The organism is Pedobacter sp. N36a, assembly GCF_014472395.1.
Lineage (GTDB): Bacteria > Bacteroidota > Bacteroidia > Sphingobacteriales > Sphingobacteriaceae > Pedobacter.
Genome location: NZ_JACSZW010000014.1, coordinates 49988 through 74786, shown reverse-complemented (window position 1 = coordinate 74786; position 24799 = coordinate 49988). Strand labels below are relative to the sequence as shown.

Here is a 24799-nt window from a genome sequence, read left to right as displayed (position 1 = left end):
ATGAACGCATTACTGACCTTATTACAGATTAATGATTCCGCATTTCCGATCGGTAGTTTCACCCAGTCTTATGGACTGGAAAGCTATGTGACTAAAGGAATTGTGAAAGATAGCAAAGCCGTTAAGATATATGCGGAAACGATGCTGAAGCACAATTTTTATTATAACGATGCCGCCTTTTTCATGAAAACCTGGAAGATGTGCGACAGTCATGCCACAAAAGCCAGAGTTCAGGAACTGGACGATCTGATCACCGCCTATAAAGCACCTTTTGAAATCAGAGAGGCGAGCAAGAAATTAGGCATCCGTTTTCTGAAAGTGACGGAAAACCTGAAGCCGATCCCGCGCTGTACAAAATACCTGCAGGCGATCAAAGGCGGAGAGGTACACGGACATTATGCGATGGCTTTTGCCATGTATGCGCATGCGGCTAAAATACCCATGAAAGACGCATTACATGCATTTTACTACAACACCCTTAACGGAATGGTGACCAATTGCGCCAAGCTGGTACCCATCAGCCAGATGGATGCACAAAAGATTTTGTACAACCTGCATGGGCTGATAGATGAATTGGTGGAAGCACAGGAAAATATGCCCGTAGAACTATTAGGCAGCTGCTGTATCGCTCAGGACATCAGGTGTATGCAGCATGAAAAATTATATACAAGGATTTATATTTCATAATGACATAAAATGGCAAAGAGAAAATATGTGAAAATAGGGGTCGCAGGACCAGTAGGGTCGGGAAAGACCGCATTAATCGAAAGATTGACTAGAACCATGTGCAATGATTATAGCATTTGCGTGGTGACCAATGATATTTATACCCGTGAGGATGCGGAGTTTCTTCAGAAAAACTCCTCCCTGCCAGCAGAAAGAATTGCTGGAGTAGAAACGGGCGGATGTCCACATACGGCAATCCGGGAAGATTGTTCCATGAACCTAGAGGCTGTGGAAGAACTTGCCGAGAAATTTCCTGATGTGGAGATCATTTTTGTAGAAAGTGGAGGAGATAACCTGACCGCTACTTTTAGTCCGGATCTGGCCGATGTGACCATTTTCGTGATTGATGTGGCGGAAGGAGAGAAGATTCCAAGAAAAGGCGGCCCTGGCATCACCAGGTCAGATCTATTGCTGATCAATAAGATTGATCTAGCGCCTTATGTGGGTGCCGATCTGTCCATCATGCAGAGCGATGCCAAACGCATGCGTGGAGAACGTCCTTTTATCCTGACCAATATGATGACCTTACAAGGTTTAGATCAGGTGCAGGATTGGATTAAGAAATATGCTTTGCTAGAAGATTAAGGGGGAAAAACCATGGATAGTGCAATTAAGATCAGCGTTTGTGTAGAGGAGCAAAAGACGGTCATGAAAGACAGTTTTTTTAATATGCCTTACAAAGTAGTGCCTTATGGATCTCAGCGGGAACATCAGCACCTGGAGTTGATCATCATGAGTTCTTCACCGGGAATTATGGACGAAGACCATTTGAAAATTGATATTGATATCGCGGAGGAGGCCATTCTTCATCTCTATTCCCAATCGTATAATAAGCTGCATCCCATGAAAATCGGAGCTACGCAGCAAACATTGGTGAAGGTAGGAAAGGATGCGTTTTTTCAATTCATCCCGTATCCGATCACTCCCTTTAAAGACGCTATTTTCCATACCCTAAATGAGGTATACCTGGAAGAAGGGGCTAGTTTAATCTGGGGAGATATCATTTGTGCCGGGCGTGTACAGCGAGAGGAAATTTTTGAATTCCAAAAGCTGCACAGTACTACTAAAATCTATAGGTCAGGCAAAATTGTGTACATAGACAATCAGGTGCTCATTCCTGCCGCACAGCCGATCGATAAAATGCTCTTTCATGAGGGATATACCCATCAGAGCACCTTGATTATCGCCTCAGCATATGCGGTAGAATTTAAAAAGGAACTGGATGAGATCTTCAGCGGAGCTTATGAAGACATCACCTTTGGCTTTACCATGGCGGCGGATCAAATGATTTTATTCCGTGCATTGGGAAACAACGGGGATCTGCTTTATAATTTCATGAGAACGGTAGCTAATATCTGCATGGATTTTATGGCGCATAAAAAACAAGCAGCGGAACTGATTGAAAACTAATTATTATGCACGAAATAGCAATAGTCAAGGATATTTTTAAAACGCTGGAGCAAGCCTATCCAGAAACCTATCCTCATATCAGCAAGATAAAAATACAGGCTGGCTTACTCTGTAATGTCCAGCCGATTCTCATTCAAAACGCCTTTGAAGCATTTGTTTTGGAAGAAACGAGGTTCAGGGAAACGGAAGTAGAGATTGAGCTGCTGCCAATTATTGCGTACTGCAAAAGCTGTACTACCGAGTTTGAGGTACGGTTTCACAAGTTTGTATGCAGCTGTGGGCAGCCTTCAGATCAGATTGTGCAGGGGGAAGAACTTCGTATCAGTCAAGTAATTTTTAACGATCAAATCATCATATAATTTAACCTTCAAATCAACATATAAAATGACAACAACACCGAAAAGTAATCAAATGCCGGTAGGATCGGTACAATGTGACAATACCACACTGAACTTGTTGAAAGCTAATGACTACGTAGCTAAGGCAGTGCGCGATAAAATCCCTGGAATCTGTGTCATCAATATCTGCTCTTCTCCAGGTTCTGGAAAGACAACTTTGATGCAGGAAACGGGTAAGCGTTTAGGGAATGACCTGAAAATCGCCGTATTGGTGGGTGATCCTGAAACCGAAAGAGATGCGATCCGCATGCGCGAAGTAGGGATCAATGCATTGCAAATCGTAACTGGCGGCATGTGTCATATCGAAGCACAGATGATTTTACAGGCACTAGACCATATCGACCTGACCGATTGCGATTTATTGTTCATTGAAAACGTAGGTAACCTGGTTTGCCCGGCAGCATTCGACCTTGGTGAGGATTACAGGGTAACGGTATTGGCTTCCACCGAAGGAGACGATAAACCTAAAAAATACCCTCGTATGTTCTTAACCAGCGAGTTAATGTTAGTGTCTAAAGCAGATTTATTGCCTTATGTCCCTTTTTCGGTAGAAGCGGCAACAAAAGATGCCAGAGAAGTAAATCCTAATCTGGACGTGATTTCGATCAGCAGTCTGCAGGATACCGGGATGGACGAATGGTGTAACTGGTTGAAAGCCAAAGTAGCAGAGAAGAAAGCCAAACATGTTAAATAAAGAAATCATCAGGATCAGCAAACTGCCTCTTTTACAGCCTTTAGGTCAGCAGGAAGAGGACAGTTTGATTCTGGAATGGTATGAAGTCAACCGGACGCTGATCAAAAGAGAAACGTTGTCGGGCAGGATGATTCATCTGGATAAACCAGGTAACATCGTGCTGAAGCAAGGAACGCTGATCTTTCAGGATGATGAGGTAGTGATCCGGATTTTCATTAAACCCTGTACCTGCATGGTCTTGCATTCCAATGATCTGGAAGTGGTAGGACTGTTTTGCTTTGATGTAGGAAATCGACACCTGCCGATTTACATGATCGACGACCATAAGATCGCCATTGCCTATGACGGGCGGTTGTTTCCGGCATTGCAGCAAAAATATGGCGCTTCGGTAAGCCTGGCCAATTTCAGATTGGATCCTTCACAAATGGTGAATTGTTATGGGAATATTTATGAGCAGACGCTCAAGAATAGGAGTTAATCCTGCAGGAGGACCACACCATTGAAGCTTCTTGGATTTTTGATTTCAATTAAGCGATCTATTTGACTGGAATAATCAATATTTTGACCAAAAGTGTAGCAGCTGGTCATCAATATGGAGACCATAAAGGTTAAAAATTTTTTCATTTAACTGGTTATTTGTTCATGATGTCTATTACACTATTCACAAACTTTTCCTGTTGATCTACAAAAGGATAGTGGGAGCAATTTTCTATACCGTAAAAAGTCGAGGCGCCTGTGATCTTTTTTAAATCTGATAATTGCTTGCTAGAGAAAACGCCATCTTGAAGTCCGTAAATGGCAGAGAGCTTTATCTTTTTATGGCTGAGGTTTTTTAGAATGGATTTTGTGTCAATGTTGACACGCGATTCGTTTTCATAAAAAAGTGTCGGAGCTTTATCATTTCGAATATTGGATTTGGAGAAGCTATTCTCGTATTGCTCATTTACTCTTTTTGATGCTTCGGTCGGCCTTGGCATTTTGAAGAAGCCATGGTAGGAGGCGACCTCATAAGTCTGTTTCCGATATTGTTCACTTTTCTTGTCGAAGGATTTAATATTGGAAATCTTTTTTAGCATGGCAGTGTCTTTCTTTTGCACTGCTAATTTTAGACTGGTGTTCAGGATATGGTCATAAGATTCCTGCTGCGAAAATAACGCCCCAACTAAAATTAGGCGTTCAACTTTTTCAGGATAGGTGTTCGCAAACAAAGTGGAAACCAGGCCACCGAAACTGTGACCTAAGATATTCACTTTTGTTAAGCCATATTGTTGTAATAGCCCGTTCAGGTCTATTGCGGCCTCCTCAAAAGTCATTTTGGCGCCAGGATCAGCAGAGCGGCCTTCGCCTCTTCGATCATATACGATGACGTAATAGCCTTTTTTTGCCAGCGCTGCTGCAGTGGTTCCTTCGAATAATGTAGAATTACCCCGAGGGCCCCCGTGTACGTATATTAATGCTGGGTTTCCTTTTTGACCGTAGGCTTTTGAATAAATTTGCTGAGCGATTGAGCTTTGGGTTTTGAGGGATAAAACGGTGATAAAAAGTAACAGTGCGATTTTAGATTTGATAGGACTAAGGTGCTGGAACAGGATGGGGGGGCTCGTCATTTGATGGTTATGCTTTAAATAGTTTAGGAAGATAATAACTATACGGCTAAATTCTTAAGAATAATATTAATGTAAAGCAAATTTTAATCGTCTAAGGCCTTCCGGAGCGAAAAAATGGCCCTTCGGGAAAAAATCCCTTCAGGCCAATAGATTTCTAGAACGTATATTTTATGGCAGTCATAAAGTTTCTCGGACTTCCGGGAAATGCTCTGGTATAGTCAAATCCACCAACAAAATAGTATTTGTCGAACAGATTGTTGGCATTGATGGAGAAACTCATCTTGTCCAATTTGTAATATACGGCGGCATTCGCTACAAAATAAGAAGGCCAGAAGTTCCATTCTAATTCCCCAGACTGGATATTTTGCACCGTATTTTCCATTCTTTTTTTGCCTACATATTGTCCACCAAGGCCAATTCCTAAGCCTTGTAAGGCACCATTGCGCTGGGTGTATTTTGCCCAAACTGCAGCCAGGTGTTTCGGCGCATTGGCATTCATCATGCCTTTTTCCAATTTAAGGTCGCTTTCCATAACTTCTGTCAGGTTGAAAGCGTAATTGGCGCTGATATTTAAGAATGGGAACAAGTTACCTTTCAGGTCAAACTCCACACCTTGAGATTTTACTCTACCATTTTGTCTGTAGATCGGGTTGCCATTTTCGGCAATTTGTCCGGTGTTGACCAGCATATTCTGACGTTCAATGTGGTAGAACGATACAGAAGAGAAGAGGCGCTGGTTAAAAAACTCCGTTTTCAGACCGGTTTCTACTTGATAACTCGTCTGACTTTTGAAAGGTTCTGTACGGCCATAATTCTCTGGGTTGCGGACGAATTGAGGGTGGATGGGGATGAAGCCCTGGCTGTAGCTGACGAAATAATTGAACTGTTGGTTGATGGCATAGGTCAATCCAATCCTTGGTAAGAACACGGATTGCTTTACCTTTTCATAACTGGCCCCTTCAAATTTCCGCTGGTCGCCATAGTTTTCATACCTCAACCCGAATAAGATGTTCAGTTTTTCTCTCCAGCGGATTCTGTTTTGTATAAAAATACCGGTGGTCTGGTAAGAAGAATTCAGGTAGTCCACAAAGAATTGTGCTAAAGGCAGTCGGTTGTACAAAGCCGGATTTCTCAGCTCATAAGTCGGATTACTAAGGTCAAACCTTAAAGGAACAACTTTTCCATCTATCGTCTGGCTTCTGGCTTCCCATTGGTGACCTCCTTTATCGGTTTCATAACCCACATCATCCAGACCAGCCACCACATCATATTTGAAATCTTTTACACCGCCTTTGTAATGCAGGTATGCCGATACATTATCGGTATATTCTTTGGTTTGCTTTTGAATGTAACGCATGTTCATGATGGTATTCAAAGGCGCATCCGCAAAGGTATTCAGGGTACGGTGTTCCGAAAGGTTTTCCGAATAAATGAATTTCATGTAGTTGGCATTGAAAGAGAGTTGATCGTTAATGCGGTGGTTTAAGGAAGCATTTAAGGAAATGTCATTCACCTTAAAATAATCACTCGGCTGACTCAGGGTAAAGCTGCGCTTCAAGGCATAGAAATCTCCGCCTCTGATGCCCATTCCTCTGTCCAGATAACCATCAAAATTGCTGTAATTTATTTCCGCGTTGATGGTGGTGTTTTCGGTAGGCCTGAAGGTGAAAGTAGGCGCGATCATAAAGGATTTACGAGCATTGATATCCCGGAAAGTATTGGTGGTTTCATGACCGAGATTTAACCGGTAAAGGATCTTTTTTTCCTCGTCTAGCGGGCCGGTGAGATCCATCATGGTACGGATGGTGTTAAACGACCCGGCAGCAACAGCAATGCTGTGCCTGCGTTCTTCCAATGGCTTTTTCGTGTTCATGTTTACAGTTCCCCCCGGACTGATATCCCCAAATAATGCAGCACCGGGACCTTTCAGAATTTCCACGCTTTCCAGATTGAGTGTTAAAGGAACCCTGAAATAACTGGTGCCATAGCCATATCCGGAACGCAAACCATTGACCAGTCTAAAACCGCTTTCATTGCCATTTCTAAATCCCCGGATGGTCAAATCGTCGTAAGCAGAGAATTGAGTCACGCCAGGTAAATCGGCTACTACATCGGTAATTAAAAAGGCCTGTTTGTCTTCCATCAGCTCCTTCGTGACCACAGAAATCGTTTGTGGAATTTCAGTGATTTTGGATTCTATTTTTGAGCCGATGAAACTTTTCGTGTTGACATAAGATTGTTTCTTTCTGCCCATTACTACGACTTCCTGTAATTGATCGTCAGTACTTTTTAAATTCAGTTTCATCTCAATTTCTTTTTGTGCTTTATTGATGGAAACGGAGCGGGTATAAGGCTGAAATCCAACTCCGGTAAAGATCAGCTGATACTCACCAAAAGGAAGGTTTCGGAAGCTGAATGCGCCCCGATGATCACTCTTTCTTGGACCAGAAATGCTGGGAATACCTGGGGTAATGGGCTCGCCGGGTACCATTGGGTCGCCGGAGAGGCGAATATTGATGTTTGAAGCAGGAATGCCCTGCTCATCCTGAATTAGACCTTTGATGTGGCCTCTTTCCTGAGCTTGTACTTGATTTATAAGAGATAAGCTGCTCAAAAAGCAAAGAAATGGAATTAAATAGAGGTGCTTCATGTTATGGTGTGAGTTGTTGCATGTGAATGGTGTAGAATGGTTTGTCCGGATCTTGAATTAAGAGCTGGAAACCCATCTTTTCCCAGAATGATTGCGCGCCATCCAGAAAGGGATGCGTGTGTAAATACAGCTGTTTTACACTTTTATTTTGGAGTTGGATATGGAGCGCTGCAAACAAGCTCCGACCAATGTTTTGATGACGGAAAGAGGGGAGTACGTACAAACGGCAAACTTCATAAGTCAGCGCATTTGAAGCCAGCTGCAATTGTCCAAATCTATGGTCATAAGGAATGGCTGCAATACAGCCTATTATTTGACCGGCTTTAGTGCCCGCCATTAAAAATACCCCTGGATTTCCATTGTTGTAAGTCTCCTCAAAAGCTTGTAGATCTTTAGGCAGATGCTCATGACAAAGCATGGGGAATAACTCCTTTCTGGAGCGGGCAGAAAAACTTCTGGCGCTTTCTATTTGTGCTCCTTTTGGAGTAGAAATGTAAGTAGCGGTGTAATCAGTAATTAGAGAATCAGCCATATTAGAATTGTGGAATAATGATTGTTTTGTCTTTTACCTGAACCTTCATCAATGGCGTATCGTACAGCTCTTCATAGATGTTTGCCGAAAGGTTTTCTGCCTCCAGTAACTGGCTGTGGTAAGCTTTCTTTCCCGTGATGAAGTAAATATGATCCGCATAAATATTGGCCATATTTGGGTCGTGCATGATGCAGATCACTGTGTGACCGCTGCGGGAATAAGCTTTTAATTTCTTTAAAACTAAGGTCTGGAAATGAAGGTCTAAATGATTGGTCGGTTCATCCAGGACCAGGATTTGCGGGCCCTGTGCCATCACGCGACTGATCAATACCAATTGGCGTTCCCCTCCAGACAAGTCGGTGTAGGCTTTGTCTTTAAGCGCGGAGATTCCCATATTGAGCAGGGTTTGCTCCACAATTTTATGGTCTTCCCGGGAAGGGCCAAATCTGTAAAAAGCAGCTCTTCCGGTAAGCACCACATCATATACCGAAAATGGGAAAACACTTTGATGAAACTGGGGAAGAAAGCCAATGGTTTTCGCCAATTTTTTTTGAGGGATACCGGATCTTTCAGCACCCATCAGATTGATGATTCCAGCAGGTTTAGGATACTTACCCGTAATCAGGTTGAATAAAGTTGATTTTCCACAGCCATTTCTGCCCAGGATCACGCTAAACTGGTTTGCAGCTAAAGAAAGGGAGATGTCGTCCAGTATTTGTCTGCCTTTTATAGCGTAAGACAGGTTTTCTATTTTTATCGCAGCTACACTCATGACCAATTGATTTTTCGTTTCTTAATGAGGAAGATAAAAAAGGGTGCGCCGATGATCATCGTGAAGATGCCGATCGGGATTTCGTAAGGGAATACCGTTCTGCAGAAATTGTCGATGATCAGGAGAAAAGTACCGCCAAAAAAGATGTTTGCAGGTGTGGTTTTGGTGTTGCTTGCACCCACCAGCATGCGCACAATGTGCGGCACAAATAAACCATAAAGGCTAATGATACCGGCGCTGGCTACCGCAACGGCAGTCACCATAGTGGTCAGTAAAACCGCAATGACTTTGATATAGGTTGGATTTACACCTACTGCTCTGGCTTCATCATCTCCAAGAGATAAAAGATTCAGCTTCCAGCGGATTAAATATAAACCGAGCAGCCCAAGGCTGATGGGTAAAACTGCTTGCTGCACTTTATGCCAGGAACTCAGGTGTAAACTGCCCATTGTCCATTGAATGATCGCCTGTAATTTGAAGGGATCGCTCAGGTATTGCACTAAGGCCAGACTGGCGGAAAACATACCGGATACAATCATCCCTGCCAGGATAATCGTGATCGAAGAAGAGTTTTTAGTGTAACCAAAAATATAGGTCAGTGACACCGCTGCGGCTCCGAAAATAAAGGCGGAGATATGGATCGATAATAAAGGAATCAGGATGGCTAAGGAAGCGCCAAAAGCTGCACCAGAGGAAATGCCCAAAATAAAGGGATCCACCAATGGATTTCTAAAAACAGCTTGTAACACTCCCCCGGCAGTAGCAAGTGCTGCACCCACTAGGAAAGTCATCAATGCCCTGGGTAGGCGGATGTTAAAAATGACATTTTCAACGACTAAAGGACTGGCATGACTGGGATCTATCAGGCTCCTGATCCAGTCCCAGAAAGCGGTAATCCCGATGTTGTCTGAGGTGCCAATCAGTAAGGAAATGATCAGCACAGGGATCGGCAGGCCATAAATAATGGTATTGATCAATATACGACGCATCATCATTCAAGGATTATTTTAGCCTTTTCGGTACCATATAATGCGGAAAGAATTTCCTGCTGTGCTGCGCTAAGCGTGTTTGCTGCAGCGCCTGGATAACTATAATGGTGAATGGCAATGGAAGCCAGGACAATTTTAAGCGTATGCGGGTCGTATAGGAATGGCGGACTAAGATTGAATACCTTTTTCTGTTTTAAAGCGGTTAAAGAAGACAATTCTTTTTGCTGATATAACACACTTTCTTCCGTATTCCAAAGTAGCATGATGTCTGGATTCCAGCCGATGAGGGTTTCCGGACTGATGTTTGGTGCATCAATTTCGTAAGGACAGGCATTCTCCAATCCGGCCATTTCAAAGCAATCGTTGATCAATCCTTTTCTGCCGGTAGTCGAATAAATTCGTCCGCCAGACCAGGAGTAGTAAATGGTTTTCTTATTGCTGATGCCTTTGTTTTTCTGTTTAAGGACCTGGATTTTGCTTTCCGTAAAAGCGATCAAGTCCTTTGCTCTTGCTGCTTTTCCAAGTAGGATACCTAGGCTAAGAACTTCCTGGTTGAGTTGTCCGAAGTTTTGAGAAGTGATTCCAAATGCCGGAATGCCCAGTTCTTTCAGCATTTGAATCGCATCAGTTTGGTTGGACTGGATGATCACCAGATCCGGATTTAATTTGATGATGGTTTCCATACTCATTCCGCTTTCTGTTAACGTAGGCGTGGCGAACAGCTTTGCTTTGATCCGAGGGTCAAGTTTTGAGAAATAAGGAAATACATTCGGATCCGTATAAATGCGATTCGGAATCCCAACGATGGCGCTATCTGCCTGCAGCATGTAAAGTGCATCAAGGGCAGCAGGTACCAGGGAAATTACCCTTTGCGCAGGTTTGCTAAGGCGGATGGTATCACCCATTGCGTCAACGGCGATTATGGGATAAAATGTCTGATTTTTGTCGACTGGTTTAGGCCGACAGGAGCTGAAAAATAAAGCCAATATCAGCAGGGAGAATATACAATGGTAAGGTGTCTTTTGCATATTACAATTATATAATGATCGGATGTGAGGAGGATAAGTTGAGTATTAGAGCGGGCTTAGAATCCAAATTTTGGCTTGTGATTTAAAAAATAGCTGATTTATCCCAAATTATTTATAATATTGGTTTATAATAATTCAACAAAAAGGGGAAAATCAACAATGGCAGTAACACCACTGGACAATGAAGCGCATGTGCTAAAAAAAATAGCGCATGGTGACGAACGATCGTTTGCGGAATTATTCCATTGGTATTCAAAACCCCTTGCCGAATTTGTATTTAAGCTTACGGATTCCGTTGAAGTCACAGAAGAGATCATTCAGGATTCCTTCATCAAGATCTGGCTGAAGCGGGAGATGCTCCCGGATATTCAAAATTTTAGTGGCTACCTGTACATTTTATGCAGAAATGAAACCTTTTTAGTGCTCAAAAAGAAGGCGGCTAAAAGTGTTTCTCATGCGGTATTTGAAAAGGATGTGCGCCATGAACTGGCCCTTGACGAATTGGATAACCCAGCGGATGATTATCGCAGGCTGATTGAAATGGCCGTTGATAAATTGCCGGAGCAGCAGCAAAAAGTGTATAAGATGAGCCGTTACGACAGGTTAAAGCATGAGGAAATTGCGAAAGCACTTCAGCTATCTCCGGAAACCGTCAAAAAACACATCCAGCTGGCCGTCCAGTTTATTCGGAAAGATGTGAATGGTCGCATGGACATGAGCATCATTTTGGTGCTGACCACTGCTTATTTCAGCAGTTAAAAAAAATCTTTCATTTCCATTACCCCCTTTTCTCAGATTTTAACTCTTTAGTATAAATGAGGCTGAATTTAAAGCCGCATTTAATGAATTTATGCAAGAACAGAGATTTTCCTATTTATTTGAGCAGTATTTCAAAAGACAAGGCAGCAAGGCTGAAGTGGAAGAACTAATGCAGCTGATCCATTCCGGTGATTTTGATGGGCAGCTAAAGGTGCTGGTTGATCAGTATTACGAAAACTTTATACCGAGTCAAAGTCCGCTATCTGCAGCGCAGGAAAATCAGATTTTAAATGCAGTTCTGAACACAAAATCAGAAGCATTAACATCAGAAATATTAGCTTCATCCATATTAACTCCAACCACGTTAGTACCAGCAACAACTTTAAAAATACGCTCTGGCAGGAAGCGCTGGGCATGGATCGCGATTGCCGCTTCGGTTGCAATTTGTCTGGGGACAGGCTTCTTTGCTTACGAGAATTATACTTATAAAAAAGAACAGGAATTTGCGGCCAATCTGATTGGTCCGGGTTCCAATAAAGCACGCCTGGTATTGAGCAATGGAAAAGTGATCCTGTTGGACACCTTGAAAAACGGAGGTCTGACATTGGAGAATGGAGTTGAGCTGACGAAAACAAAAGACGGACAACTGATTTATCGGATCAAAGGAACGGGTAATGGCGATGCGCAATCCATCAACACCATCGAAACGCCAAAGGGAGGGCAGTATGAGGTACAGCTTCCAGATGGGACTGAAGTTTGGCTGAACGCAGCTTCTTCGCTGAAATATTCAAACGCCTTTAACGGGAAAAAGAGAGAAGTGACTTTGAATGGAGAGGCTTACTTTGAAGTAGCGCACCGGGAAAACCAGCCTTTTGTGGTGCATACTCCGCAGCAATCGGTAGAAGTACTGGGCACACATTTTAATGTAAATGCCTATTCGGATGAAGACCAGCAGGTGATCACATTATTGGAAGGCCTGGTGAAAACAACCAGTAAATCACAGTCCCTTTTACTGAAACCTGGCCAGCAATCGGTATTGAACCTACATAACGACCGCTTAAAAATGAAAGCAGCAGATCTGGAAACCGTCATGGCCTGGAAAAATGGAGACTTTATTTTTAAGGATGAAGACCTGGCCAGTGTCATGAAAAAAGTGGAGCGCTGGTATGATGTGGAGGTCGTTTTCGAAGACATTGATCCAAAAACCATCCAACTGGGTGGCTGGGTATCCCGTTCAAAAAATATTTCCGCAGTGATAAAAATCATTGAACCAATTGCAGGTGTAAAAATTAAAATCGATGGAAGGAGGATAACCGTGATGAAGTAACTCTACTTTCTTCAGGGCGATCTAAAGATTCAGGAGTGCGCTAACACTCCTGAAATGTATTGGATTATCCTTGAATACTTATTTATGCGAACAAACAACTAAACCAATAACCCAACAACTCAAATGTATGAAATTTAGTAGTGATTTCTCCTACAGGATAAAATCCTGTGGGCAGAAGTTGAGTATATGCCCGGATTTGAAGCCTAACCAACTCAGTCCATCCTTAAGGCGAAAGATCATTATGCGTATTCAACTTATATTTTTAATTGCATTTACTGCTATGCTGCAAGTTAGCGCCAGTGGTTTTGCTCAGAAAATTAACATCAACCAAACCAATATCAGCTTAGAAAAAGCTTTAAAACTAATTCGTGAACAAAGCGGCTACGATGTCTTATATGATTCCAAGGTGATTAAAAAACCGACAACTGTGGTGCTCAATGTGAAGAATGGAACTGTGGTTGATGCTTTAAAGCAGTGTTTAACCGGCACTGGTTTTACTTACCGCATTGAAGAAAATACCATCCTTATCAAAGAAAAAACCTATGTGGAAGAGGTGCTGGAGCTCATTAGCCACCAGTTCCAGGTAAATGTGATCCGTGGGACAGTCTGGACAAAGAAAAATAACATCAGTCTGGCTGGTGCAACAATTATGGTCAAACGAACTAAAAAAGCAGTGTATGCGGATACCTATGGACGTTTTACCATTAGTGACACCCGCCCATCAGACACTTTGGTCTGCAGTTATATTGGATACGTGACTCAGGATGTTCCGGTTGGAAAACAAACTGAGTTTATGATTACGCTGGAAGAGACCACCAATGTTTTGGATGCAGTAGTGGTACAGGCTTATGGAAGAACCACACAGCGCTTAACCACAGGTAATATCGTGCGGGTGACTGCCTCGGATATCAGCAAGCAGTTGGCGGTGAATCCATTACTTGCCCTTCAGGGTTTGGTTCCTGGATTGGAGATTACGCGCTCTAATGGCAATGACATGAGTGTACCAAAAGTGGAATTACGTGGAAGGAGCTCGATCAATTCTAATTTCAGTGGCGCGCCATTGTATATTGTTGATGGTGTGCCTTTAACGGTTCTTGGAAGCAATAATAATGGTTCTGGCAGAGAAACCCAAAGTTATATTTCTCCGGGAATGGATCAGGGTAGTTTGTCTAACGCTGGTGGGATTAGTCCACTTTATAGTATAAATCCAGCAGATATAGAATCTATAGAAGTCTTAAAAGACGCCGATGCTACGGCAATCTATGGGAGTCGTGGTGGAAATGGGGTGATCCTGATCACCACAAAAAAGGGAAAGCCAGGAAAAACAGATTTCAGTGTGAGCGGGAAGCAAGGCTTGAAACGAGTAGTTCAAAGATGGGATTTATTAAATACAGCACAGTATTTAGACATGAGGAGACAGGCATTTGCAAATGATGGCTTAACACCTACAACGATTAATGCACCTGAACTGTTCAGATACGATCCAAACAGGTACACGGATTGGCAGGATTACCTTTATGGCTACTCAGGTCAGTACACTGATTTCCAGGTGGGCTTGTCTGGCGGTGATCGACAAACAAGTTTCAGAATTTCCTCTGCTGTGAACCGAGTAAAGGACGTTGCGGTGATGGCTGGGGCAAACCAAAGAGTTTCTGCTTCTTCGAACCTATCACATAAAAGTCTGGATAATCGATTCAGCATGAATTTCTCCAATTCCTTTGCCAGTTTTCTGAACAATGCAAGCAGTTTAGGTAATATAGCCATATTACCACCAAATGGACCGGAAGCCTATGATGAAAAAGGAAAGTTGAATTTTAGTGAATGGCAAGATAATATGTTTGAATTTAGCCAGTCGCAGTCTGGAAGTAAGGGTAGTGGAACCAGTTTGACCTCGAGTTTAAATTTAGGGTACTCCTTATTGAAGAACCTTTCTGTAAAGGTGAATTTAGGTTACAATTCCATGTTGTCAGATCAACGTTTCACGATCCCACTTTCTTCTTATAACCTGGCAGCGAATCCAAATGCACAGTCCAGTATTTCTTCCGCAAATACCAACATTAAAAATTTCCTGATAGAACCTCAGATGGAGTACAATAATTTTATTGGAAAAGGGAAATTAAATGCATTGCTTGGTGCTACCTATCAATCTACCTCCACAAAATTAATGCGAGTGTCGGCCAGAGGATTTGCTTCTGATGAACAATTGCAAAGTATCAATTCCGCGACCACTTTCGACAATACAGAAAGCGCATTGTTTCATAAATATCTCGGAGTATTTGCAAGATTAAACTACAATTGGGAAGATAAATATATCCTCAATCTAAATGGAAGACGTGATGGCAGCAGCCGTTTTGGGCCGGCCAATCGTTTCGGAAACTTTGGTTCTATTGGCGCGGCATGGATTGCATCTGAAGAACCCTGGGTAAAAAATAACCTTCCTCAATTTATCAGTTTGCTTAAGTTCAGGGGAAGTTATGGGGTAACAGGAAGTGATGGAATTGGAGATTACCAGTATTTAACACAGTGGGGATCTAATGGTTCTGGCTCAAAACTGTTGCCTTACGAAGGGGCTAATCCAGTTGTTCCTCAGATTCAGCCAAATGATGATTTTCATTGGCAGCAAAATAAAAAGTCGGAAGTTGCTTTAGGGCTGGCCTTTTTTAAGGATATGATGAATCTGGACATTTCCCTATACCGTGATTATTCTAATAATCAGCTCTTGTCTTTCCCAACACCTGGCTATACTGGTTTTACCAGTGTGGTTTTAAACTCACCTGCAGAAGTGGAGAACAGTGGAATTGAGCTGAGTTTTTCTGCAAGAATACTGGATACTAAAAACTTCTCCTGGCAAGCAGGTTTTAATTTTTCGATAAATAAAAACCTATTGGTTGGCTATCCTCAGTTTGAGGAATCTCCTTATTATTCGGCCTATAAAATCGGGCAATCCCTGAATAATACCTATGTCTTTCATTTTACGGGGGTAGATCCTCAAACGGGAGAAAATACTTTTCAGGATGTGAATGGCGACGGGAAGATTTTATATGTGGCTAATATTCCAAGTGGTACTGGAACAGATGATCGTTTAGTAGCCATCAATACTTCCCCGGATTTTTTTGGAGGGATGTCTCAAAGTTTTAGGTATAAAAATGTTTCCTTAACGGCCGGATTCACTTATTTTAAACAAAGGGGCATAGAAAGGATCGGACCATCGGGTAATAAAAACAGGAGTCTGTATGAGTATGAAAATACCTGGAAGAACCCAGGTGATCAGGCCCTCTTTCCTAAATTGACCACGCTGAACAAAACCAGCAATAATAATTATGCGACGTCTGATGCCGCTTATGTAGATGCGTCTTTTATTCGATTGCAAAGTATTCAGTTAGGTTATGTTCTGCCTGTGAACAAGCTGCGTTCGATAGGAATCAGCAATCTGTCTGTGAATGTAACCGGAGATAATATTTTTGTCCTTACTCATTATAAGGGCCTGGATCCTGAGGTCAGACAATTTGGTGGACAGCCATTAACACGAACAATTACCATCGGTTTAAACTGTACTTTTTAAATATAATGCGAGATGATTATAAAAATGACCTATAGATATTTGAGCTGCGCAGTCATTAGTATTGCGCTTTTATTGACAGGCTGTAAGAAACTAGTGGATATAGATGAACCCATAGATACAGTAACCAGTGCTAAGATTTTTTCTTCTGATGAGCAGGCCGACCAAACTTTGGCAGGTATGTATAGCCAAATAGTTTCAACCGATGGAGTACTGGAGATGTTAAATGGAGGAGCCACTATATATGGAGGACTGGCTGCAGATGAATTGGGTCTCAGTAATGGGGTGCAATTTGCAGAAGAGCAGGAAATCAACAGCAATAAAATACTGGTGAACAACTCGGTTACGCAGCATATATTATGGATGTCGACTTACAAAACAATATATACGGCCAATGCCATCCTGGATGGCGAAGCCGCTTCAACAGCTGCTTCGCTGACCAGAACGAAGCGGATTGAGCTTAAAGCTTCTGCCAGGTTTTTTAGGGCCTTTAGCTTTTTCTACCTGACCAATTTCTTTGGAGATATTCCTTTGCCATTGAGCAGCGATTACCGAAAGACGATCAGGCTAAAAAGAGCCAATCGGTCGGAAGTGTACGAACAGATTATTGCAGATTTAAAGGAATCGATCTCGCTTTTTTCTGCTCCAGAAGCAGCTGTAATGGGTAAAACCAGGGCCAACAAAGTGGCTGCACAAGCCTTACTTGCCCGAGCCTATTTGTACATTCAGGATTGGGATAATGCTGAAAATTATGCAGACCAGGTGATTGATAATCCGGCCTACAAATTGGAATCTTTGAAAAATACATTTGAACCGAATAGCCAGGAAACGGTGCTCCAGTTCAGCATAAATCCAAGTATAGATGTGGGGACTACTGCTGAAATGAAGCATTTGTTACCGCTTTTTCCTTTGTCACTTTTACCGGTGGCCGATCAGGCACTTTTTTTAGATCTAGATAATTATGAGTCTTTTTTGCCTGCCTTGACGCCAAGACTAATCGTATTGGAACAATTGGCAAATGCTTTCGAGCTTAATGACAAAAGAAAAAGTGCCTGGTTAGATTATAACGCAAGTCCAGATGCAGCTCCTTATTTTGGCAAGAAAACGTATTTCGCAAATAAATATCCAAGATCTGAGTCCGATAGGACCAATTTTGTGCTGATCAGGTTAGCTGAAATGCACCTGATCAGGGCAGAGGCCAGGGTGATGCTCAGTAAAATTGATCTGGCGGCAGCAGATGTCAATCTGATCCGGAACAGAGCTGGGTTGGGGAATACAGTGGCTTCAACTCAGGAAAGTATGTTAGCTGCCGTAGCCCAGGAGCGGAAAATAGAATTGTTTGCAGAATGGGGCCATCGTTTCTTTGACCTTAAAAGAACAGGGAAAGCCATTCTGGTCTTATCTGCTATGCCCGAAAAACAAGGGGTTACGGCTGATGGCCTATTGTTTCCTATTCCTCCAAACGAAATTCTTGCGAATTCTAACCTTACACAAAACCCAGGCTACTAACAAAATCAAATAACATATAAAAACATGAAACCTTATTTATTTAACAAGGGCTGGAAGAACTATGCCCTGCTCGCACTGAGCATTTGCCTGCTGTCTTCCTGTGAAGGCGCTGGAGATGTGCCTGTAGAACGAAAAAAAATGCCCCGCTTTAGCAATTCAGGGTTCAACCTGGAAGAAGAGTTTGCCGGTAGGAAATCTTATACTTCCTGCGGGATGACTTTTGAAACGGAGCTCATCACACTCGGAGATCCGGCCAATAGCAGTCAATACATTTGTATTCCACTCGCTGATGCGGAAGCCGATGCGGCTGCCTTTACCCTGATCAACATGTTTAAACCCTTTGCTTCGATTTATATGTCTGAATGGGCAAAAATGAACAGCAAAGGAGTGATGATCGACTTGCGGACTGATCGCCAGCAGCAGGGACATAGAGCCGATTATCAGCTGAAAAAGGACCATTCCTTCTCTATTCCTGTAGTCATTCTATCAGATGCAAAATCTGCCATAAGAGCAAAAGGCTTTACACAGCTGATGGGTAATCTGCCAGGTGTAACCAGCATAAAAACGACTCATCAATTCACCACCGACTAAAATTTGATACCAAACCATGAAAATTAATAAATACAGTAAATACCTATTGCTTGGCTTTTTCCTGAGCAGTTCTCTGGCGACCCTTGGTCAAAGGAGCGGACGTTCAAAACAAGCCAAAAATGCAGCTGCTGATACCACAAAAAAAGTAGCCGCCAAGCCGAAAATCGATCCCAATAAGAAAATCAAACCTTACGAGTCGATCATTAACAAAAACTTCAAAACGCAGAAGGGTTTGTTTGGAGTACACCGTTACAGAGATACCGTTTATTTTGAAATTGCAGATAGCCTGCTGAAGAGAGATGTGATGGTGATCAACCGCTTGTCTAAAGCACCAGGGGGGTATGGAATGTATGCTGGTGAGCAGCTGGACGAAAAAACCATTCAATTTGAAAAAGGAGCAGATTCCTCCATCCGCATTCGCTATAGCCTCCTGATCAATGAAGCTGACCCAAATAGTGCGATCAATAAGGCCGTTTTGCGCTCTAATTTAAATCCATTAGTAGCCAGTTTTCCAATTGTTGCTTATTCCAAGGATTCGAGCAGCTGTATTATTGATGTGTCCAAGTTTTTGATGGATGCCAATTTTATCAACAGCATTGATCCTGGTGTGAGTCTGGACAAAAGTCTGACCTCCTCTTTTCTGAAGAATGTGACGATTGAGTCTATTCGCGCTTATCCGATCAATGTGGAAATTGCCATCAGCAAAACGATGATGTCTAAGCCTCAGCCTAATAATTCGCTATCTTCACCTGTGAGTCTGGAGACCAATACCTCTTTTGTATTGCTCCCTAAAGTACCTATGCAAAGAAGGTTTTTTGATAAAAGGGTAGGTTACTTCGGCTATGATTACAATGAATTTGGCGATAACCAGCAGCGTGCAGAAGTTAAAAAGTTCATTTCCCGCTGGAGACTGGAACCTAAAGATGCGGATATAGAAAAATGGAAGAAAGGTGAGCTGGTAGAGCCGAAAAAGCAAATCGTCATTTATATTGATCCGGCCACGCCAAAACAATGGGTGCAGCCGTTGATTAATGGTGTTTCTGACTGGCAGGTGGCTTTTGAAAAAGCAGGTTTTAAAAATGCGATCATCGGAAAGCCATGGCCGGAAAATGATACGACCATGCACATGGACGACATTAGGTATTCTATGATCAATTACTTCCCATCGGAAGTCGCCAATGCTTACGGGCCGCATATTGCCGATCCAAGGAGTGGAGAGATCATTCAAACACATATCGGATGGTATCATAACGTAATGGACTTGTTAAACAGATGGTATTTGATTCAGGCGGGTGCAACAGATCCGGAAGCGAGAAAAGGAAAGTTTGATGAGAAACTGATGGGACAACTGATCCGTTTTGTATCTAGTCATGAGGTAGGCCATACTTTAGGTTTACGCCATAATTTTGGTTCCAGCAGTAAAACACCAGTAGATAGTTTAAGAAACCTGAACTACCTGAAAAAGAATGGGCATACGGCCAGTATTATGGACTATGCTCGTTTTAATTATGTGGCTCAGCCGGAAGATCATATTCCTCAGCAGTATTTGTTCCCTAGAATCGGGGATTATGATCAATGGGCAATCGAATGGGGCTATAAAAGCAGTCATGCTGCAACTGCGGAAGAAGATCAGAAAATTGTAAAGCAATGGATCGTAGACCGTGTGGGTAAAAACCCAAGGTTATGGTTTGGCGATGGAGAGACTAAACGTGGAGATCCACGCGTACAAACAGAAGATTTGGGTGATAATTCCATGAAAGCAAGCAGCTTCGGGATTAAAAACCTGAAACGTATCTTACCCAACTTAAAAACATGGACTTATGAAAAAGGTGGTTTATATGGCAATATGGCCAGAACACATACTGCTGTATTAGAGCAGTATTACCGTTACCTGAACCATGTATTGAACAATGTGGGCGGCATTTATAGAACCTATAGGACTGAAGATGAAAGCCTGCCGGTTTATACGGCTACACCAAGAAAATTGCAGATAGAAGCCATTCGTTTTTTTGATAAAGAGCTGTTTACTACACCTACCTGGATCATGAATGCGAATATTCAGGACAGTGATATGGATCCTACATTCGATCCGAAGCAGAATCCTACCGGAGCAAACTTCGTGGAAGATATGCAGATTAAAACGCTGAATACACTGTTGGACATGACTGTATTACACCAGATTCTGGCCAATAACATCCGTTTTGGAAAGGGAACTTATACGGTAACGGAACACTTAAACGGCGTACACAACAGCATTTGGAAAGAGCTAAAATCTCCATCCGTAAAAATGGATAGCTATCGTAGAAATTTACAGAAAAGTTATGTAGGTGCTTTACTTGATCTGGTGGTTTCTAAAACATCTGGGACTACAGAAACAGATGTTTATTCGCTGGTGAAAACAGAATTAAAAGGACTGCAATCCAATATTAAACAGGCGATTCCTAAAACTCATGACCGCTTGAATAAATCCCATTTATCAGATTTGGAGAACAGAATCTCTAAAGTGCTGAATGCAAAAAGCTAAGTCATAAATTCTATAAGTGCAGTCTCCGGGAGTTAACCGGAGGCTGCTTTTTTTCTTTCCATTTCTTTTTCCTTTCTCATGTTTTACAAGAAGATGTTGCTGCTTGCAGGCTTGGTATGGTCTGTTTTTTTTAGTTTCGGACAAGCGGTATTGTCGGGAAAAGTCCAGTCGCCGGAGGGCTTGCCAATGCCGGGGGTGAGTGTGCGGCTGCTGAATTTGGCGGCGAGTCCAAAGCCAGCTCAAGTTCCGGGTTTGGGTACCTCTACTGATGTAAGCGGTATATTTCAGCTGAAGGTTAATGTTTCTGGTCATTACCTGCTGCGGGTTTCTGCGGTTGGTTATCTGGCCGACAGCCTGGAAGTTTTGATTAAAGGAGACAGTCTAAAAGCCAATTTTACACTTCAGGAGACTAAACATCACCTGGAGGGAATTCAGATTTTGAACAAGCGGAACCTGACCGAGGTTAACCGGGATTATACGCTTGGCCCAATTGCGATGGTGCTGACTGCCGGTGCTGCGGCAGATGTGACTGCTGCACTGCAAACCTATCCCGGGGCAGCTCCTGCAGGAAATGAGACTGGTTTCTTTGTGCGTGGTGGTACAGCTGCAGAAACGATCGTGTTATTTGATGGCATGCTGGTGAAAAATGCATTTGGGAGTCGGCTGCCGGACTTGGCCAATAGGAGTAGATTTTCGGCTTTCCTGTTTGATAAAACGACTTTCAGTACCAATGGTTATAGTGCAGCTGCCGGACAAGCGATGTCTTCTGTTTTAACGATGGACACCAGAGGAGTAGCAGTTAAATCTTCTACAGAATTCTCTCTGATCGACCTAGGGCTTGGTGCCGCGCATACCCATCGTTTTAAAAACAGTTCTTTAATGCTGGGTGGGAATTATTACAACTTTTCTCCCTACCATAAAATCATACCGCAAAATACGCAATGGAAAAAGGATCCTGAGCAAAAGCAATTGTCACTGCATTATAAACACAAAACTTCGGAAAATGGTATATTCAAAGTGTTTACCGATTACAGCGATACACAGCTGTCGTTCTATATGGATAACCTAAACTATCCGAGGAAAGACCTGCTTTACAACAGGAATAAAAATTTGTACGTCAACGTAAATTACCAGGATTTTGTAAGCTCGGACTGGAAGTTGTTTGCCGGAGCATCTTATAACAAAACGCTGGAGTCAGGAAAGGTCAGTACAGAAGCATCAGGATCGTTAACCAGCCAGGGGTCCAGCCAGCTAAGCACAGCTGATTATTTTCAGAACGATGAAGTTTGGCATCAAAAATTTTCCCTTAGCAGGAAGTTTAGGGGAAGTTCGCTGATTAATTTTGGCGCTGAATTATTTGAGAATTCCAGGAGGGAGGGCTATGCTGAAATGTCGAGGAAATACAGCGATGTACTCGTTGCGGGTTTTGGAGAATCAGAACTCTATTTTACAGATCAACTCAACTTAAAATCAGGCTTGAGACTGGAGTCATCCGATTACCTGCGTCAACTGAATCTGGCACCTCGTACCGCATTATATTATCAGCCTGATCCTGCTCATAAAGTGGTGGCTTCCTATGGCTGGTATTACCAGAAACCAGACGATAGTTTCCTGGCACAGACTGCTGCTCTAGACTACGAAAAGTCTATTCAATATGCGTTGGAGTATGAGTTTAAGCTATTTTCTAGGATATTTAGGCTGTCCGTTTATCAGAAAGATTATCAGCAGCTCGTGAAGATTAAAACGCCTGTGTTTTCTGGTTTCCAGGCTTATGGCCCGCCAATAAAAATAGAGGAGTTTAACAACAACGGAAGCGGTTATGCGAAAGGTGTGGATGTCTTTTGGAAGGACAAGCAGAGTCTGGATTTTATAGAGTATTATGTGTCTTATTCCTACCTGGATACTAAAAGAGATTATATTGATTTTGAGGCTTCTGCCAGGCCTTCTTTTGCACCTAAGCATACGTTTAATCTTGTGGCCATGAGAAGTACCTCAAATGCACGCTGGCAGTTTTCGGGAACCTATACTTTTAGCAGTGGCAGGAGTTATTATAATCCTTTAAACCCGGTTTTTATGAGCGATAGAACACAGTATAACCACAACTTTAGTATTGGTATTAACCATCTTCCGACCTGGCTTAAAGGTTTTTCTGCATTTAACCTTAACCTGAATAATGTATTCGGATTTAAGAATGTGTATGGATATCGGTATGCCTATGATGGGAGCCGGAGGACCGCAATTTTGCCTCCAGCCGGACGGAGTGTGTTGTTGAGCTTTTTAATGAATATAGATGGGGATGATTTTAACCATTAGTCTTTCCAATGGCCGCTCCAGCAAAAAAGTCCAGCAAAAATTTAAGGTTTTCCGGGGAATGCATCACTGCTGTATTCATAATTCTCCAGAAACGGGGTGAAGTCAGTCATTGATATCGATTCCTGATTAATTTCTCCATGTCTTGAATAATAAGTACGCTGACCGCTATGGTTTCTTTTTATCGCGTTAAATTTTATCGGATTGCTGATCTTAAGGACTTGTACTTCTTGAATGGTCGATTGCATCCACTTTATGGGGGGAGGACAACTTTTATAACACCCGCAGTATGGATCCCTCGGTTGTAATTCTAAATATCCGGGGAGTTGGCTATAAATTAATTTGTTAATCTATATTTAAGATGATCGCTTCACGTAGTCAATAATGGCTTGGGGCATTTGTTTAGGGGATAGGATTTCATCCGCACATCCGGAAATAATAACACTAATGGGCATGCTGTCTTCAGCGGCCGATTCAGGGATCTGGGCAATCACATAGCCGCCTGCTTCGGCGATCATTTTTACCCCTTTCGTGCCATCTTCACCCATTCCTGATAAAATCACCGCAATTTTCTTAAATATGGTATCTGTTGCCAATGAATTGAAAAATATATCAATGGCCATGTTTACCTTTAGTGAAAGGTCGCGTTTAGTTAAAATCAGACTACCATTATTGATAGACATGACTTTGTTTTCGGGCATCACATAGATGATGTTGGGCTGTATTTGCATGTCGTCTTCTACTTCACAAACCTCAAGCCTGCTTTGTCTTTGTATGATTTCGGTCAGCATACTTTTTTGATGGGGATACAAATGCGTAGTAATCACATAAGAAACGGCATCAGGAAGTGTATGGTCGAAAAATTCAGCTAAAGCAGCAAGTCCGCCAGCGGATGCACCTAAAGCGATAAGATATTTGTTGTCCATGGGGCGATTAGTGGTTTTCAGCTAATATGCTCAATTAATCTGGTTTATCTCTTTATGATCTGAGTATTCATTAAATATTTAATAACAGTCTATCTCTCCCGAGCGCGACCCGAATAAACCTGTCAAGGATGAGGGGTACGGCTGTATTATCGAAGGCTTTTAAGAAAGTCACATGGACCAGGAGCGCTAGGTAAAATAAAGTCTATTAATTTGGTAGTTTATTTGGAGAAGTAAAAATATAGCTTTAGATTTATCCTATTAAATTAGTAGACTTTATTAAATTCAAGCATGAAACACTTTTTACCAGCAGGCATTTTTTTACAAAAAACGCACCTTCATTCTGATCATTTCAGACACCTTTACGGCGCATCGCTTCCTCCTGTATGTTGCTGTCTTTTTTGTAATAGCATGGGCTATTAACATTCTTTAAAATCCTTTGCGGATTTAGTACCATCATCAATTCATATTTTCTGAAGCCACCAATGGGG

Annotated in this window: 22 protein-coding genes; 13 read left to right on the top strand and 9 right to left on the bottom strand. The window is 42.3% G+C overall.

The window, feature by feature from the left end; translation table 11 throughout:
* Genes H9X96_RS20985 through H9X96_RS20960 form a run of 6 tightly spaced genes read left to right on the top strand, consistent with a single transcriptional unit; the run spans position 1 to position 3706 of the window.
* A complete protein-coding gene (locus tag H9X96_RS20985; protein WP_187668171.1) occupies positions 1–687 on the top strand; it encodes an urease accessory protein UreF in 687 nt (228 codons plus the stop codon).
* Positions 688–696: 9 nt separating this feature from the next.
* Complete coding sequence (gene ureG, locus H9X96_RS20980; protein WP_187668170.1) at positions 697–1311, top strand: urease accessory protein UreG; 615 nt, start codon at positions 697–699, stop codon at positions 1309–1311.
* A 12-nt stretch (positions 1312–1323) separates the two neighbouring features.
* Entirely contained in the window at positions 1324–2136 is an 813-nt protein-coding gene (locus tag H9X96_RS20975; RefSeq protein ID WP_187668169.1) for an urease accessory protein UreD, read from the top strand.
* Positions 2137–2141: 5 nt separating this feature from the next.
* Positions 2142–2495, top strand: a complete 354-nt coding sequence (locus H9X96_RS20970) for a hydrogenase maturation nickel metallochaperone HypA (RefSeq protein WP_187668168.1) — start codon at positions 2142–2144, stop codon at positions 2493–2495.
* Between the two features lie 25 nt (positions 2496–2520).
* Complete coding sequence (hypB, locus tag H9X96_RS20965) at positions 2521–3228, top strand: hydrogenase nickel incorporation protein HypB (protein WP_187668167.1); 708 nt, start codon at positions 2521–2523, stop codon at positions 3226–3228.
* Positions 3218–3706: an urease accessory protein UreE gene (locus tag H9X96_RS20960; RefSeq protein WP_187668166.1), complete on the top strand. Its 489-nt coding sequence runs from the start codon at positions 3218–3220 to the stop codon at positions 3704–3706. Before hypB ends, H9X96_RS20960 begins: the two co-directional genes overlap by 11 nt.
* Here the strand turns inward: H9X96_RS20960 and H9X96_RS20955 are convergent.
* The 7 genes from H9X96_RS20955 to H9X96_RS20925 form a co-directional block, all read right to left on the bottom strand.
* Complete coding sequence (locus tag H9X96_RS20955; protein ID WP_187668165.1) at positions 3703–3852, bottom strand: hypothetical protein; 150 nt, start codon at positions 3850–3852, stop codon at positions 3703–3705. The genes H9X96_RS20960 and H9X96_RS20955 overlap by 4 nt on opposite strands.
* 8 nt (positions 3853–3860) lie before the next feature.
* Positions 3861–4835 (bottom strand): alpha/beta fold hydrolase, encoded by a 975-nt coding sequence (locus H9X96_RS20950; RefSeq protein WP_187668164.1) that lies wholly within the window; start codon positions 4833–4835, stop codon positions 3861–3863.
* A 154-nt stretch (positions 4836–4989) separates the two neighbouring features.
* Positions 4990–7485 carry a TonB-dependent receptor gene (locus H9X96_RS20945; RefSeq protein WP_187668163.1) on the bottom strand — a complete coding sequence of 832 codons (2496 nt, stop codon included), beginning with the start codon at positions 7483–7485 and terminating at the stop codon, positions 4990–4992.
* 1 nt (position 7486) lies between these two features.
* A complete protein-coding gene (locus tag H9X96_RS20940; protein ID WP_187668162.1) occupies positions 7487–8017 on the bottom strand; it encodes a GNAT family N-acetyltransferase in 531 nt (176 codons plus the stop codon).
* Between the two features lies 1 nt (position 8018).
* Positions 8019–8789: an ABC transporter ATP-binding protein gene (locus H9X96_RS20935; protein WP_187668161.1), complete on the bottom strand. Its 771-nt coding sequence runs from the start codon at positions 8787–8789 to the stop codon at positions 8019–8021.
* Positions 8786–9784 (bottom strand): iron ABC transporter permease, encoded by a 999-nt coding sequence (locus H9X96_RS20930; RefSeq protein WP_255431192.1) that lies wholly within the window; start codon positions 9782–9784, stop codon positions 8786–8788. Before H9X96_RS20930 ends, H9X96_RS20935 begins: the two co-directional genes overlap by 4 nt.
* On the bottom strand, positions 9781–10806 hold the full coding sequence (locus tag H9X96_RS20925) for an ABC transporter substrate-binding protein (protein WP_187668160.1): 1026 nt from the start codon (positions 10804–10806) through the stop codon (positions 9781–9783). The genes H9X96_RS20930 and H9X96_RS20925 overlap by 4 nt, the downstream gene beginning before the upstream one ends.
* 159 nt (positions 10807–10965) lie before the next feature.
* Here H9X96_RS20925 and H9X96_RS20920 point away from each other — a divergent pair, with 159 nt between their 5' ends.
* From H9X96_RS20920 to H9X96_RS20890, 7 genes are all read left to right on the top strand, one after another.
* The gene (locus H9X96_RS20920; RefSeq protein ID WP_187668159.1) at positions 10966–11565 is read left to right on the top strand and encodes an RNA polymerase sigma-70 factor; all 600 of its coding nucleotides are present in this window, start codon (positions 10966–10968) and stop codon (positions 11563–11565) included.
* 91 nt (positions 11566–11656) lie between these two features.
* Positions 11657–12892 (top strand): FecR family protein, encoded by a 1236-nt coding sequence (locus H9X96_RS20915; RefSeq protein WP_187668158.1) that lies wholly within the window; start codon positions 11657–11659, stop codon positions 12890–12892.
* Between the two features lie 127 nt (positions 12893–13019).
* Complete coding sequence (locus H9X96_RS20910; RefSeq protein ID WP_187668157.1) at positions 13020–16454, top strand: SusC/RagA family TonB-linked outer membrane protein; 3435 nt, start codon at positions 13020–13022, stop codon at positions 16452–16454.
* 24 nt (positions 16455–16478) lie between these two features.
* Positions 16479–17960: a RagB/SusD family nutrient uptake outer membrane protein gene (locus H9X96_RS20905; protein WP_187668156.1), complete on the top strand. Its 1482-nt coding sequence runs from the start codon at positions 16479–16481 to the stop codon at positions 17958–17960.
* 24 nt (positions 17961–17984) lie between these two features.
* Positions 17985–18551 carry a hypothetical protein gene (locus H9X96_RS20900; protein WP_187668155.1) on the top strand — a complete coding sequence of 189 codons (567 nt, stop codon included), beginning with the start codon at positions 17985–17987 and terminating at the stop codon, positions 18549–18551.
* Between the two features lie 16 nt (positions 18552–18567).
* Positions 18568–21075, top strand: coding sequence for a zinc-dependent metalloprotease (locus H9X96_RS20895; protein ID WP_187668154.1), 2508 nt, complete (start codon positions 18568–18570; stop codon positions 21073–21075).
* Positions 21076–21153: 78 nt separating this feature from the next.
* Entirely contained in the window at positions 21154–23388 is a 2235-nt protein-coding gene (locus H9X96_RS20890) for a carboxypeptidase regulatory-like domain-containing protein (RefSeq protein ID WP_187668153.1), read from the top strand.
* Positions 23389–23429: 41 nt separating this feature from the next.
* Here the strand turns inward: H9X96_RS20890 and H9X96_RS20885 are convergent, their stop codons facing one another.
* Complete coding sequence (locus H9X96_RS20885; RefSeq protein ID WP_187668152.1) at positions 23430–23633, bottom strand: hypothetical protein; 204 nt, start codon at positions 23631–23633, stop codon at positions 23430–23432.
* 108 nt (positions 23634–23741) lie between these two features.
* Positions 23742–24311: a chemotaxis protein CheB gene (locus tag H9X96_RS20880; RefSeq protein ID WP_187668151.1), complete on the bottom strand. Its 570-nt coding sequence runs from the start codon at positions 24309–24311 to the stop codon at positions 23742–23744.
* Between the last annotated feature and the right edge of the window lie 488 nt (positions 24312–24799).